Source organism: Mycobacterium innocens (assembly GCF_900566055.1).
GTDB classification, from domain to species: domain Bacteria; phylum Actinomycetota; class Actinomycetes; order Mycobacteriales; family Mycobacteriaceae; genus Mycobacterium; species Mycobacterium innocens.
Window position 1 is genome coordinate 24161 of the sequence record NZ_UPHQ01000103.1, and the last position, 14596, is coordinate 38756.

Sequence of the window (14596 nt, forward strand, 5' to 3'; positions counted from 1 at the left end):
ACCAGGCGTATTGACTCGCCAGTCAACAGAGCTTTGCCCCGTCGTGCCGGCCGCCGGCGAGGCAGCAGTCGAAGCACCGCTCACACCGACGCCGCTCAACCGGGAAACAGGCCGTCATTTCCGTTGCCGCTGAAGCTGAGTGCGGTTGCACGACGTTGCCGGATGTCGCTGCGGCCCTCGGCGACGCGCACATACACCGATTTCATGGCGTCCAGGTAGCGCCGCACCGACTCGCGGGCGATCGGACTATCCGGGAAGGATGCCGTCACCGTGGTCTCTTCGTGGAACCGGTTGACCCACATGCACACCCGGGCCGCGATGCGACCGTCACTGAAGACTCTGGTATTTGCCGTTCGGATATGTGGCGCGAACACGGCGGAAAGCGGCGGCACACCGGCGTCGAGGAACGACAGCATGGGAAAACACCCTCGCGACAGCGGCGTCGCGAGCCGGGGCGCCAGCTCCAACACGCGTTCGAACGGCACTCTGGCCAGGTGGGCGCGCGAGTCGAAAGCGGCTTGTGCGCCGCGCGCGGTGTCACCGAACGAGGCGCCGACCGCCACGGCGAGCGGAAGGTGGCCGATGAACCATCCGCTGGTGACAAATTCCTCGGGCGTGCTTCGGGTGCCGGTGGGTGTGACCGCGTAATAGGTTTCCGCGCCGGCGAGTTCGTATTCGGTGAGGGCGGCGCACGCGAAGACTCCGCCGCTGAACCTGGCGCCGGCCCGGGTGCACGCGGCCTCGAAATCGGCGGTCTGGTGGGCATCCAGCAGTTGCAGGGAAAGCACCTCGCCCGTCGTGAGCCGCGACGTGTCGCCCAGCGGCAGTGGGAAGGCGGGGAAGGATCCGTCGTTGTTTTCCAAGAATTCGATCCACTGACGTACCTCCGGCGAATCTAACGTCAACGCGGAAGTGTATGCGTGCTCGCGCAGGCAGTATTCGGCGTAGCTACCGGCCTTCGGCAACGGAATAGGCTCGCCGCCGTCCATCAGCGTGTTGTACATCTCGCGGATCTCCAAGAAGATGGTGCCGAGAAATGTCGCATCGAAATGTATGTGGTCAATGCTGATGCAGACGGTGAAGTGGTCGTCATGTTGGATCACGCCGAATCTGAAGCAATCCCAATCCAGGGGACTCGGGGTGCTCAAGATGTATTCCTGCCATTGGTTCGGCGTCATCTCGCCGTGCTCAACCGGTTGCATTTCGATAGCGCGGGGATCGGTCATGGTGTGGCGGACTATCTGACGCGCAGCGGTGATCGCAAACCTGCTGCGGTAGGTGTCATGGCGACGAAGGTGGGCGTTGATGACGTAGGTCATCGTGCGGATATCGCAGTGACCGAGGATATCGAAGGCAATGACCAAAAGCCGTGACATGTCGAGGCCCTTGGCCGTTTGCTCAGCGAACCTGCGCAGATGCCGGGCCTGTATGTAGCTCGGCGGCACGGCGCTGATCGGTGCGTCCCGGGCGTTCGCCACAGTCGTCGGCGACGGCTGCCACAGCCAGACAACACCCGGCTCCGGCAGCCAATTCCTGACGTTATCCAGGCCGAGATTGCCCACGACAACCAATTGAACTCCTTTGGCTCAGCGCCCGGTCCCAGGATATTTCATGTCATCGAATATGCGGCACGTCGTCACCGGATCGTTTCTTTGACGGCCAGCTTTTCACACAGATAATCCGCGAAATCGCGAACCGTGGTGACATCGGTGGGGCTGCAGCGTATCCCGACCTCGGTTTCTATACGGGTCCGCAGCTCCAGATTGCCCAGTGAATCCAGCCCGTATTCGGAAAGCGGGCGATCCGGATCGACACTGCGACGCAAAATCACAGCGATTTGTTCGGAGATCAGTCGTCGAAGCCGTCCCGGCCACTCGTCGAGGGCCAGTTCCAGCAGCTCGGCACGGAATGTGCTTTCACCGGGCCGATTCCGGGTGGCGGAGTGGAAACCCTCGGCAAACCTGCTGCGTGCGGCCAGGGCCGTCAGCCAGGGTGATCCGAGGACCGGGACATAACCGCTGTAGGCGCGGGTGTGTCGAAGCAACGCCTCGAACGCGTAGGCGCCCTCGTCGGGAGCGATCATCGTGGTCTCGCCGTTTTCGGCGAGGTGTGCACCCCGGCCGACCTCGGCCCATGGGCCCCAGGCGATCGCGGTCGCCGGAAGGCCGCGAGCTCGCCGCCACTGCACGAAGGCGTCAAGCCAGCTGTTGGCCGCCGCATAGGCGCCCTGACCGGGTGAGCCCAGTAGGGCAGCTGCCGACGAGAACACGGCGAACCAATCCAGCGGTTGGGTGGCGGTCGCCTGGTGCAGGTGCCAGGCACCGTGGACCTTCGGCCGCCAATCTCGCTCGATCAGCTCGTCGGTGACGTTGGCCAGGGTCGCGTCTTCGACGACTGCGGCCGCGTGCAGCACGCCGCGCACCGGCAACCCGGTCGCTGTTGCGGTTGCCACCAACCGGCCCGCGGTTGCGGGCTGGGCGATGTCGCCGCACTCGACCACCACGTCCGACCCGGTGGCCTTGACCAGATCGATTGTCTCCCAGGCTTTTTGATTCGGCTGGGCGCGCGAGTTGAGCACGATGCGGCCGGCGCCGGCGGCGGCCATCTTTTCCGCCAGGAACAACCCGAGGCCACCGAGGCCACCGGTAATGATGTAGGAGCCGTCGGGCCGGAAGACCGGGATCTGTTCGGGCGGGAGTACAACGGTGCTGCGCCCGGTGTGCGGGATGTCGAGGACAAGTTTGCCGGTATGCCTGGCGGCGCTCATTGTCCGGATCGCGTTGGCTGCCTGGGTAACCGGATAATGCGTGCGCTCCGGCATCGGCAACGCGCCGTCGGCGACCAGCCGGTAGACCGTGGTCAACAGACCCCGGATCCGGGCGGGGTGGGTGAGCGTCATCAACGCCAGGTCGACGGCGTGGAAGGTGAGGTTGCGCCGCAGGGTGAACAGCGCGAGCCGGGTGTCGTCGTAGATGTCGCGCTTGCCGATCTCGACGAATCGCCCGCCGAAAGACAACAGCGCAAGGCCGGCGCGCTGGGCGGTACCGGTCAGTGAGTTGAGCACGACGTCGACGCCGTAACCGTCGGTGTCCCGGCGAATCTGGTCGGCGAACTCGCTGCCGCGCGAGTCGTAGACATGCTCGATTCCCATGTTGCGCAATAGCTCTCGACGCTCGGGGCTGCCGGCGGTGGCGAAGATCTCGGCACCGGCGGAGCGCGCGATCGCAATCGCGGCCTGTCCCACTCCGCCGGTGGCGGAGTGGATGAGCACCTTGTCGCCGGCTTCGATGCGGGCCAGGTCGACGAGGCTGTACCAGGCGGTTGAGTGTGCGGTGGTCACCGCGGCGGCCTGCCCGTCGGTGAGCCCAGGCGGCAGCGTTGTGGCCAGTCGGGCATCGCAGGTGATGAACGAGCCCCAGCACCCCGCCGATGACATGCCGCCCACGCGGTCGCCGATCTGGTGATCGGTGACATCGGAACCCACGGCGGTCACCACCCCGGCAAAATCCGCGCCGAACTGCGGCGACAGATCGTCGAAGGCGGGGTATCTGCCGAAGGCGATCAAGACATCGGCGAAGTTGACGCTGGACGCGGTCACGGCGACCTCGATCTGCCCGGGACCCGGCGGTATTCGCTCGGCCGCCACGACTTCCATCGTCCGCAGGTCTCCGGGCGTCCGGATCTGCAGGCGCACCCCGTGTCGGTCGTGGTCGGCGACGGTGGTTTCCCGCTCGTCGGGTCGCAGCGGCGCCGGGCACAACCGGGCCGTCAGCCACTGCCCCTGTCGCCAGGCGGTCTCGTCTTCATCGGAGCCCGCCAGCAGTTGGCGTGCCACCTGGTCGGCGTCGGTGTGGTCGTCGACATCGATATGCGTGGTGCGCAGGTACGGGTGTTCGGCGCCGACCACCCGTAGCAGACCACGTAACCCGGCCTGTCCCAGATTGGGGCAGTCATCGGATCGGACCCGCTGCGCGTTGCGGGTCACCACATACAGCCGGGGGACGGAGCCGGAGACTTCCGGTAGCCGGCGTGAGATGCGCACCAGCTGCTTGACGTTTTCGCTGCCGCGGCGCGGACTTCGCGCATCGTCACCGCCCATACATTCGGGCGCCAGAACGACCACGCCGGTGACTCCGCCGCAGTCGAGCTGCTTGCTCAGCCGTTCGAGGTTGGCGGCGGGGTCTGCCTGTGGGGGCCAGCACAGTGCCGCGCATTCGGCACCGTAGCGCTTCAACGCATCGGTGAGTTCGGTCGCCAACATATCGGCGGTATCGGAAATGCTGACCAGCAGCCACTTTCCGGGGTCGACAGCACTCACACCATCGCAGCCGGCCGGTTCGCGCTCGCGCCATTCGATGGTCAGCAATCGCTCGGCTAGCAGGCGATCACGGTCGGCGCTCTCCGAGAGCCCGGTGCCCATCTGCAGGCCGCGCACCACCAGCAGCACCGTGCCGTCTTCGTCCATGACGTCGATGTCGGCCTCGACATTGGTGCCGTAGGCAGTCACTGTCGTGTGGCAGTAGCGGGCGTTGCGGGTGGACGCGTAGACGCGCAGCCGGCGCATACCGAGCGGCAACAGCAGGCCGCCGTTGCCCACCTGCCGGACGGCGGGGTGGGCCGCAACGGACTGGAAACACGCATCGAGCAACGCGGGGTGAACCCCGTAGTCGGCCTGCTGCCTGCGGATCGAACTCGGTAAGCCGACCTCGGCGAGCACGGCACTGACCGTCTGCGGTGCGACGTGGGCGGCCGCCAGGCCCGCGAAAGCCGAACTCAACCGAATACCGCGCTCCTCGAACCGCTTTCGCACCTCCTCGCCGTCGTGGCGGCACCGATAAGCCCGCAGTAGATCGGCCACGTCATGGGCGGGCGGCCGGTCTTGCGCGGATACGGCCCGCAGTATTGCGCTGGCTCGTCGCACCTTTTGGTTCTGCTGCTCGGTCTGGACGACGAAGCCGGCGACACCGGGTTCCTCCACCGACGCGACGGCACCGATCGGGGTCCGGTCGTCCAGCAGCAGCATCTCCTCGAAGCGGATATCGCACACTTGGGACTGTTCGCCGAAGATAGTGCGGGCCGCGGCCAATGCCATCTCGCAATAGGCGGCGCCCGGAAGCGCGGCCACATCGTGGATTTGGTGGTCGCGCAACCAGGGCAGCGCCGCCGTGCCGACCTGGCCGTGCCAGACATGACGCGGCGGCTCCTCCATCAACCGCACGTGTGCGCCCAACAACGGATGCGCCGCAACGGTATTGACGCCCACATGGCTGCCCGCCCGGTCGGGGCGCAGCAGCATCCGACGATGTGTCCACACCGGGAGCGGCGCGTCGACCAACTGCCCGCCGGGATGAAGCACCGCGAAGTCCACGGCGGCGCCGGCACTGTACAGATCGATCACCACCGGGCGCAGTCCCCATGGCATCGGTTGCTCACGTCGCATGGCGGCTACCGCTGCGACCGGAATGTCGAGGCTGCAAGCGGTCTGCTCGACGGCCCGCGTCAACAGCGGATGCGGTGACAGCTCCGCGAACACCCGGTAGCCGTCCTCCAGTGCCGCTCGCACCGCGGCGGCGAAACGCACCATATGACGCAGGTTGTCGACCCAGTAACGGGCATCGCAGGACGGTTGTTCGCGCGGATCGAACGACGTTGCCGAGTAGTAAGGAATGGTCGGTTTCATCGGGGTGAGGTCGCCGAGATCCATACAGAGCTGGTGCAGGATCGGGTCGACTTGCGGGGTGTGTGATGCCACGTCGACGGCTACCTCGCGGGCCAGCACCTCGCCTTCCTGCCACTGCGCGACGAGGTCGCGAACCGTGTGGGCCGCCCCGCCGATCACGGTGGACTGCGGTGAGGCCACCACGGCGACGACGACGTCACGGGCCGCGGCGCCGCGCCGGGCGAGTTCTTCGCGTACTCGCTGGACAGGCAATTCCACCGCGGCCATCGCGCCGGTACCGGCGACGCGGAGACACAGCCGCGACCGGCGGCAGATCACCCGCGCCCCGTCGTGCAGCGACAGCGCCCCGGCGACCACGGCGGCCGCCACCTCACCGAGCGAATGGCCGATCACCGCGCCCGGACGGACTCCGTAAGACGACATCGTGGCCGCAAGGGCGACCTGAACGGCGAACAGCGTCGGTTGGACCCGGTCGATTCCGGTGACGGTGTGCGGGGCGGACATCGCGTCGGCGACCGAGAAGCCGGATTCCGCGGCGATCACCGGCTCGAGCGCGGCGACGGTCGAGGCGAACACCGGTTCGCTGGTCAACAGCTCGGCGCCCATCGCCGTCCATTGCGAACCCTGACCCGAGAACACCCACACCGGGCCGCGGTCGTCGTGGCCGACGGTGGCGGGATAGGGGCGTTCGTCCTCGGCCAGCTGGTGCAGGCGCTCGATCAGCTCGGCCCGGCTGTGGGCGAACACTCCGGTACGGACCGGCCGGTGGCCGCGCCGGCGGGCCAACGTGTAGGCCAGATTCGACAATGCCGCCCCGTCCTGGTCCCGGCGTCCGGCCAGCCATTCGGCCAGCCGGCGTGAACTGCCGCGCAACGCCTCGGCCGACGTGGCCGACAGCGCAAACATCAACGGCGCCGCCGAGTCCGCCGGGTCGTGGCACGTCGCGGCGGACGGAGCCTGTTCCACAATGGCGTGCACGTTGGTGCCCGACATCCCATACGACGACACCGCTGCCTGCCTCGGCAGCGCGTCATCCTGTTCAGGCCAGGGTGTAATTTCTTGCGGTACAAACAGTTTGGTGTTCAAGCCGGCCGCCTCGTCAGGCAACCGGGTGAAGTGCAGCATCGGCGGCACCGCCCCATGCTGCACCGACAAGATCGCTTTGACGAGCCCCACCGCGCCGGAGGCGGCCTCGGTGTGACCCAGGTTGCTCTTGGCCGACCCGACTGCACAGGAGCGTTCGACCCCGTAAACCTTTGCCAGGCTTGCGAATTCGACCGGGTCGCCGACGGGGGTGCCGGTGCCGTGCGCCTCCACCATCCCGACGGTGGCGGGGTCCACGCCGGCCGCCCGCAATGCCGCTCGATATGCCTGCGCCTGCGCCAGCGCGGAAGGAATCGAAATGTTTTCGGTGCGGCCGTCCTGGTTGGTTGCGGTGCCGCGCAGCACCGCAAGGATTCGGTCGCCGTCGCGCAGGGCGTCGCCAAGCCGCTTGAGCAGCACTACGGCGCAGCCCTCGGAACGGACGAAGCCGTCTGCCGACACGTCGAATGCGCGGCAGCGGCCGGTCGGCGACAGCATGCCCAACGCCGACGCGGAAGCGCCGATTCTCGGCTCCAACATCACCATGCAGCCACCCGCCAGGGCCAGGTCGCTCTCGCCGTTGTTCAGACTGCGGCAAGCCATATGAACCGCAAACAAACTCGACGAACAGGCGGTGTCGACGCTGACCGCGGGCCCGCGCAGCCCCAGGGCGTATGCAACTCGTCCGGAGGCCATGCTGAATGGAATTCCGGTGAACCCGTACGCGTCTTCCAGGGCACCCGCTTCGGCGGTGACGTGTGCGTAATCGCTGTGGGCGATGCCGATGAACACGCCGGTCAGCGTGCCGGCCAGCGATTTCGGCGGCAAACCGGCGTGTTCCACCGCCTCCCACGAGCTCTCCAGCAGCAGGCGTTGCTGGGGATCCATCGCGGTCGCTTCGCGCTCGCCGATTCCGAAGAACTCGGAATCGAAGCCGGCGACATCGTCGAGGAAGCCGCCCCAGCGCGACACGGACCGGCCGGGTACCCCCGGTTCCGGGTCGTAGTATTCGTCGACGTCCCAACGGTCAGCGGGAACTTCGGAAATCAAGTCGTCGCCGCGCAGCAGCGCCGTCCACAACGCTTCGGGCGAATCGACGCCGTTCGGTAGCCGGCACGCCATGCCAATCACCGCAACCGGGTCCGCACACGTGTCGTCCACGGTCAGCCACCTCCCCAGTGAGACCCCCGTTCGCCATCTCTTCAGGTGACCGCAGCGTATCCGGTTGCCGGGCCTTCGAAGACCTGCCACACCGCGTCCGCATTGACGTTTTTGCGAATTCGCCGGCGTCGACCGACGGCGAACCCCGCAGCCCCGCTGGCTTTTCGGGGCGTCCCGACTACGTCGCCGCGCGGGCCGTTGACTCCCGGGTGCCTGGCTGCGAATTTCGGCGTTGTGCCACAACACGTTCGCCCCATCCCGGCCTGCTCGGGGTACGGGACTGCTCGCTATTGACCGGCCTGTCAGCCGTCCATAGTGTGCTGGTATGTCGGACAGCGCGGTTGCGCGGGCACGGGAATCACAGGTATCAGGGGTATGGAAGCCGCCGCGCAACCTCATCGTCGGTGAGTATCGTTTCCCCGTCGTCGGTGCGGCCTACGGGCGCTGTGGAACCGGCCAGCACGCGTGTCATTTGGCCTACGCCGAACGCCCCCAGCGGGCACCGGACTCGACCGTGCCGCCGGTGCCTCGTCGCCCCGGCCCGCAAGTGACTCTTCCGTTCAACCCGCACAGCGCTGGAATATCTTGGGGGATAACAGATTCGATGCCGAGTAGGCAGATGTCGACGTGGTGTGGGGCCCGGGCGCAGCTCGGCGAGCCGGTCATGGCCCGTCGCGGTCGTTGCCGGCACCAGTGGCCGCCACGCCGTTGCGCGCGCCGCGGCAAGGTTGAGGAACTGCTGGCTACCATGGCCGGCGAAGGCGATGGCATCCCTGAAGGACACGGAGTGCTCACACCATGACCCCACCCTTGAAGCCAGCCCGGGTACCCCAGTTGCCGGTCGACGAGGCCAAGGCGGCCGCCGATGAAGCCGGCGTGCCCGACTATATGGCCGAGCTGAGCATCTTTCAGGTGTTGCTGAACCACCCGCGACTGGCGCGCACCTTCAACGACCTGCTGGCCACCATGCTCTGGCACGGCGCTCTGGACCCGCGGCTGCGCGAGTTGGCGATCATGCGGATCGGCTGGCTGACCGGATGCGACTACGAGTGGACCCAGCATTGGCGCGTCGCCTCGGGATTGGGCGTGTCGGCCGAGGATCTGCTCGGGGTACGGGATTGGCAGAGCCATGACGGGTTCGGGCCGGCCGAGCGGGCCGTGCTGGCGGCCACCGACGACGTCGTGCGCGACGGCATGGTAAGTGCCGACAGCTGGGCCGCCTGCGAACGCGAATTGCACGGCGACACAACGGTTCTCATTGAACTCGTCACGGCCATCGGGGCGTGGCGGATGGTCGCTTCGATCCTGCACAGCCTCGAAGTCCCGCTGGAGGACGGCGTGTCGAGCTGGCCGCCCGACGGCGTCTCGCCGTAGGCGCACCGTAGTCGAGATAGTCGCGGATCAGACGATCCGATAGGTCTGTATCGCGTGGGCGACGACGCTGCCGTCGGCATCGGTGGCGGTGATCTCGGTGAAGGTGAGTTCCTTGCGGCGCCGGGCGGTGCGGGCATGGCACAGCAGGTCGCTGCGCTTGGCGGCGCCGGTGTACTGGATGCTCAACGCGACGGTCGCCGCCCGCATGCCCTTGTCGAAGTCGTGGTTGGACCAGGCGGCCGCCGCGCCGGCGGTATCGATCACCGACGCGATCACCCCGCCGTGAAAGTAGGTGCCGTCGTTGGTGAGGTCGTCGCGGAATGGCAGTCGGATCGTGACGTCGTCGGGTTCATAACGTTCGAACACAATGCCCAGCCCGCCCATGAACGGGGTGCTGGTCATCAGGTCACGCACCGCCTGGCGGCGCTGGTGTTGCTGTTCAGCGGTCAACGGCTCGGCCATGGCGGCTAGGCTACCGCATTCGATTGACATATCAATCAATAGCTCATAGCGTCACAAAAATGCGGACCAGAGTCGCCGAAATGCTCGACGTCGAGTTTCCAATCTGTGCCTTCAGCCATTGCCGCGATGTCGTTGCCGCGGTGACCAACGCCGGCGGGTTCGGGGTCCTCGGAGCGGTGGCGCACAGCCCCAAGCGGCTACACAGCGAGCTGACCTGGATCGAGGAGCAGACCGGCGGCAAGCCGTATGGAGTCGATCTGCTGCTGCCGCCCAAGTACGTCGGTGCCGAGCAGGGTGGGATCGACCGGCAGCAGGTCGCCGAGCTGCTGCCCGCCGAGCATCGCGCTTTCGTCGACGACCTGCTGGTCCGCTACGGCATCACCCAGCCCGCCGGGCAGCAAGCCCGGGCGCCCGGGGGAGGGCTCAACATCTCGCCCAAGGGTTATGAGCCGCTGCTCGAGGTGGCTTTCGCGCACGACATCCGGCTGATCGCCAGCGCGCTGGGACCGCCGCCCGCAGACCTCGTCGAGCGGGCTCACGGTCATGACGTCGTGGTAGCGGCGCTGGCCGGCACCACGCAACACGCGCGCCGGCACGCCGCGGCGGGTGTCGACCTGATCGTCGCTCAGGGCACCGAGGCCGGCGGTCACACCGGCGAGGTAGCGACCATGGTGTTGGTCCCCGAGATAGTCGATGCCGTCGATCCCCTTCCGGTATTGGCCGCCGGCGGGATTGCCCGTGGCCGCCAGATCGTTGCGGCCCTGGCCCTGGGCGCCGAGGGCGTGTGGTGCGGATCGGTGTGGCTGACCACCGAGGAAGCCGAGACGCCACCGGTGGTCAAGGAGAAGTTCCTGGCCGCCGGCTCCACGGATACCGTGCGGTCCAGGTCGATGACCGGCAAACCGGCGCGGATGTTGCGCACCGCCTGGACCGACGAGTGGGCCCGGCCGGAGAATCCCGACCCCCTCGGAATGCCGCTGCAGACCGCACTGATCGGTGAGGCGCAGCTGCGCATCAACCAAGCGGCCGGGCAGCCCGGCACCAGGGCCGGGGAGTTGGCGACCTACTTCGTCGGTCAGGTCGTCGGCTCGCTCAACCGGGTGCGGCCGACCCGCGCGGTGGTGCTCGAGATGGTCTTGGAATTCATCGACACCATCGGTCGGCTCGAGGGGCTGGTCGACAAGTGAGTACCACCCGGCGGCGCCGGGCGGTCAGTGACGAGGACAAGTCGCAACGGCGTGACCAGATCATGGCCGCGGCCAAAGAAGTCTTCGCCCGCAACGGTTTTCACGCCACCACCATCGCGGACATCGCCAAACAGGCCGGCCTGGCGTACGGCTTGATCTACTGGTATTTCGAGTCCAAGGATGACCTGTTCCACTCGTTGATGGCGGCCGAAGAGGATGCGTTGCGCGCACATCTCGCCGAAGCAATGGTCGCGGCCGGCGGGTCGGCCGACAGCACCGGGGGAGAGACGTTGTTCCGGGCCGGCGTGCAGGCCACCTTCGAGTTCTTCGAAGCCGACAAGGCCACCGTCAAACTGTTGTTCCGGGACGCCCATGCTCTCGGCGACCGGTTCGAAAAGCACCTCGGCGGGATCTACGAACGGTTCATCGACGACATCGAAACCGTCATCGTCGCCGCTCAAGAGCGCGGCGACGTGGTGGCGGCCCCGCCCCGGATGGTTGCCTACACACTGGCCGCGCTGGTGGGCCAATTGGCGCACCGGCGCCTGAGCACCGACGACGGGGTCACTGCGGCGCAAGTGGCGGACTTCGTGGTGTCCCTGGTGCTCGACGGGCTGCGGCCGCGCCGGGTGCCGGACGGACGCATCGCCCCGATCGATTCATACCCAAGTCACAGACGCCGGCTTTGAGTGCATAAGCCCAGCTCAGAATGGGTAAACCTGCTGAATTGCTGTCAACGCCCATGGTGAATCCGTAAAGATTCGGACACGGGCGCCAGGTTCGTTTGACCGACTCGCATCGGTGGTGCATCATCTGTCGGGTAATCACCTCGTTAGGTGAGGCGGCTACACGAACACAGGCCACTGACCCCGAACGTCGAAAGACGCCCCGGGTCAGGACAGCTCCTCCCGGCTTAAGGGTTGAGCCCAGGTGGCTTCCGGAATACCGGACACGTCGTGTAGTGCCAAAGCTCTGACGAGAGGGGTGTGGGTTCCGACGATCGTCGGCGTTCCGATACTCCGTTGTGCACGTAGAACGTGCGGCTAGCCGCGCGTACCGCGACCGCGAGGAGGTGAGGGACCCATGAGTTCCGGTGACAGTCCGGACCGATATCCGGGCTCTGTTTCGTCCCGATCCGATCGCCGGCGCGACGCTGTGCTGAGTCGTCAAACCTAGATCAGCCCCGCTGGATCGGAACCGCTACGGGACGGGACTACGTCTGTCGAAGTCTGTCCAACAGTCCATAGCTTTGATTTCCCCTCTAGGAGCTGATCATGACCGCTGTTCTGTACGACGAAGTAGTAACCGCAACCCCCGCTCCCCGGCTGCGCGTGGTGCGCGAGGGTGCCCCGATCGAGACGCCGCCGCCCGCGAAGGTGAAGGTGGCGCGTCGCGTCGCCAACCCGCCGTTCGGCGTCGGTGGAGACCCCCTGGTCGACGGGGCCGCACGCATGCTGACCATTCCGATTCGGCACGTCTACGCCGCGCTGTGGCGGATCGGTGTGCTCGAAGTCCGGGCCTAGTCCGGTGGATGGCGAGTGTTCGACCCGCCGCATGCGTCGGCGGGTGTCCGGCTGACGGCTCCGAGGGGCGGCCCGGTTGCAGAAGTTGTTCTGCGGCTCGGCCACCCTTCGGGGCCGTTCTGGTGCTGGGAAGCGCGCTTGCACGGCCGTCGGTGATAGCCGACGCGCGGCTCGCCCGCGTACTACTGTTGCTGAAGTGTTGCTGAAGCCACGACTTCGCCCAGAGGGACCGTATTGCCCATGACCAAAGACCGCTATTTGCTGCACCCGGATCTAATTGGTTTGATTCCATTCGGTGGTTCGCTTACTGCCGGACTACTTGATCGGCGTATCGAGGAAGCCTTGATCGACGATCCGGCTAAAGATCCGCGCCTCAGCGTGGTCATACGGGTATTCAATGAGGCGACCAAATTAGAGAAACTCTTCGAAGATATCGATAATCAGCAATTCAGTAGCGAAATCGAGGTCGTGGTCGTCGACAACGGCTCAAGTGACCGGAGCCCCGAGGTGGCGAAGCATTACGGCGCGGAGTTGGTGCGACTGGCCCAACGTGACTTTACGTATCCGAAATCGCTGAACCTGGGTGTTCGGGCCGCCAGCCACGCCGTGGTGTTCGTAACGGTGGCCCACGTCCGGTTGAGCAGCCGTCATAACCTGCACGCCGGCGCCCGGCACTTCAGCAAGAACACGGATGTGGCCGGTGCGTATGGCGTGGTGCTACCGAACGAGGGCGCATCATTCGTGGAGCGCTGGGGTGCGCTGACGGGAATGAATCAGTGGGTGTCACGCCCGGCGCGACCGGCGAGGCGTACCGGGCCGGGACTGCTGAGCGCGACCGGCGCGATGATCTCCAAGTCGGTGTGGCAGGAATTGGGCGGTTTCGATGATCGCTATCAGGCCGGTGGTGAGGATACGGCTCTGGGAAAGTCGATGCTGAAAAGCGGCTACCACATTATTCAAGAGCCGGCCTTGACGGTTCATCACTCGCACGGTTTGGGACTGAAGGACTCGGTCAAACAAGGCATACACCAGCTGCAAATCCTCGGAGAACCCAAGGAATTCGATAAGAAGAAACTGTTGGCGCGCAGACCGGATCTGCGAGCCGGTGAGCCGGTCTCGGATTCTTAGCACACCATTTGTTGTCAGTATTGCGTGTCTCGCATTTGCTGGCAGCTAAATGTGGCGGTCCCGGTGGGGTCGTGAGCCGCCGTCTGCCGACGCTCGTTGGCGCCGGCGGGGCGGTGCCGGCGCCGCTGCCCGTGAGCATTCGGCACCGTTGTTTCCGGAGTGCCCTTCCCGACGCCGACGGCAGTGTACCGTCACCTCATGTCCGAAATGTCCGTACTGATCACGGTCCCGGTCTTCGGTCAGCATGAGTACACGCATGACCTCGTCAGCGACTTGGACCGCGAAGGCGCCGACTATCTGATCGTCGACAACCGGGGCGACTATCCCAGGGTCAGCAACGAACGTGTCATCACCCCCGGTGAGAACCTCGGTTGGGCCGGGGGCAGCGACCTCGGATTCCGGATCGCGTTCTCCGAGGGCTATTCCCATGCGATGACACTCAACAACGACACCCGCATCTCCAAGGGATTCGTCGAAGCCCTGCTCGACCCGCGGCTACCCGCTGATGCCGGGATCGTTGGGCCGATGTTCGACCGCGGCTTCCCCTGCGCAGAAGACGACGAGAAGCCGGACGCCGCGGATTATGTTCCCCGACCGCGATATCGGTGCGTAAACGTCGTGGAGGGAACGGCGCTGACGCTGTCCCGCGAATGCTGGAAAGATGTCGGCGGAATGGATCTGCGCACCTTTGGTCGCTACGGGTGGGGGGTCGACTTCGATCTCGAGCTACGTGCCCGGAAAGCCGGATACGGCTTGTACACAACAGAGATGGCGTACATCAACCACTTCGGACGCAGGACTGCCAACACCCATTTCGGCAGCTGGCGATATTTGCTGGGCGCAAACCTGACCATGGAGCTGGCGATGCGCAAAACCCACGGTCGCACATGGCGCAAGCAGTTCCCACCGGGGACATTGTCACGGCCGCTGTGGGGCAAAGCGGCGACGGCGTACACGACGCACCCGCTCGAGGACTGACCGATCCGGTTCCGAAGCGG

At 66.0% G+C, this 14596-nt stretch carries 9 protein-coding genes and 1 riboswitch; of the genes, 6 read left to right on the forward strand and 3 right to left on the reverse strand.

The window, feature by feature from the left end; all coding sequences use genetic code 11:
* Nucleotides 1-95: 95 nt before the first annotated feature.
* A complete protein-coding gene (locus EET03_RS11645; RefSeq protein WP_321182585.1) occupies nucleotides 96-1562 on the reverse strand; it encodes a condensation domain-containing protein in 1467 nt (488 codons plus the stop codon).
* A gap of 74 nt (nucleotides 1563-1636) precedes the next feature.
* Entirely contained in the window at nucleotides 1637-7924 is a 6288-nt protein-coding gene (gene pks2 / locus EET03_RS11650) for a sulfolipid-1 biosynthesis phthioceranic/hydroxyphthioceranic acid synthase (RefSeq protein ID WP_279637684.1), read from the reverse strand.
* A gap of 810 nt (nucleotides 7925-8734) precedes the next feature.
* On the opposite strand from pks2, the gene EET03_RS11655 reads away from it, so the two are divergent.
* Nucleotides 8735-9298 carry a carboxymuconolactone decarboxylase family protein gene (locus EET03_RS11655; RefSeq protein WP_099194376.1) on the forward strand — a complete coding sequence of 188 codons (564 nt, stop codon included), beginning with the start codon at nucleotides 8735-8737 and terminating at the stop codon, nucleotides 9296-9298.
* A gap of 27 nt (nucleotides 9299-9325) precedes the next feature.
* Here the strand turns inward: EET03_RS11655 and EET03_RS11660 are convergent, their stop codons facing one another.
* Nucleotides 9326-9760, reverse strand: a complete 435-nt coding sequence (locus tag EET03_RS11660) for a PaaI family thioesterase (protein WP_075543122.1) — start codon at nucleotides 9758-9760, stop codon at nucleotides 9326-9328.
* Between the two features lie 59 nt (nucleotides 9761-9819).
* Between EET03_RS11660 and EET03_RS11665 the strand changes: the two genes are divergently transcribed.
* From EET03_RS11665 to EET03_RS11685, 5 genes are all read left to right on the forward strand, one after another.
* On the forward strand, nucleotides 9820-10947 hold the full coding sequence (locus EET03_RS11665) for an NAD(P)H-dependent flavin oxidoreductase (protein WP_075543121.1): 1128 nt from the start codon (nucleotides 9820-9822) through the stop codon (nucleotides 10945-10947).
* Nucleotides 10944-11636, forward strand: coding sequence for a TetR/AcrR family transcriptional regulator (locus tag EET03_RS11670; protein WP_063469527.1), 693 nt, complete (start codon nucleotides 10944-10946; stop codon nucleotides 11634-11636). Before EET03_RS11665 ends, EET03_RS11670 begins: the two co-directional genes overlap by 4 nt.
* Before the next feature lie 132 nt (nucleotides 11637-11768).
* A riboswitch (M-box (ykoK) riboswitch) is annotated at nucleotides 11769-11938 on the forward strand.
* Nucleotides 11939-12221: 283 nt separating this feature from the next.
* On the forward strand, nucleotides 12222-12470 hold the full coding sequence (locus EET03_RS11675; protein ID WP_063469528.1) for an Rv1535 family protein: 249 nt from the start codon (nucleotides 12222-12224) through the stop codon (nucleotides 12468-12470).
* 240 nt (nucleotides 12471-12710) lie between these two features.
* The gene (locus tag EET03_RS11680; RefSeq protein ID WP_075543120.1) at nucleotides 12711-13598 is read left to right on the forward strand and encodes a glycosyltransferase family 2 protein; all 888 of its coding nucleotides are present in this window, start codon (nucleotides 12711-12713) and stop codon (nucleotides 13596-13598) included.
* Between the two features lie 207 nt (nucleotides 13599-13805).
* Entirely contained in the window at nucleotides 13806-14576 is a 771-nt protein-coding gene (locus EET03_RS11685) for a glycosyltransferase family protein (protein WP_063469545.1), read from the forward strand.
* The last annotated feature ends 20 nt before the right edge of the window (nucleotides 14577-14596 follow it).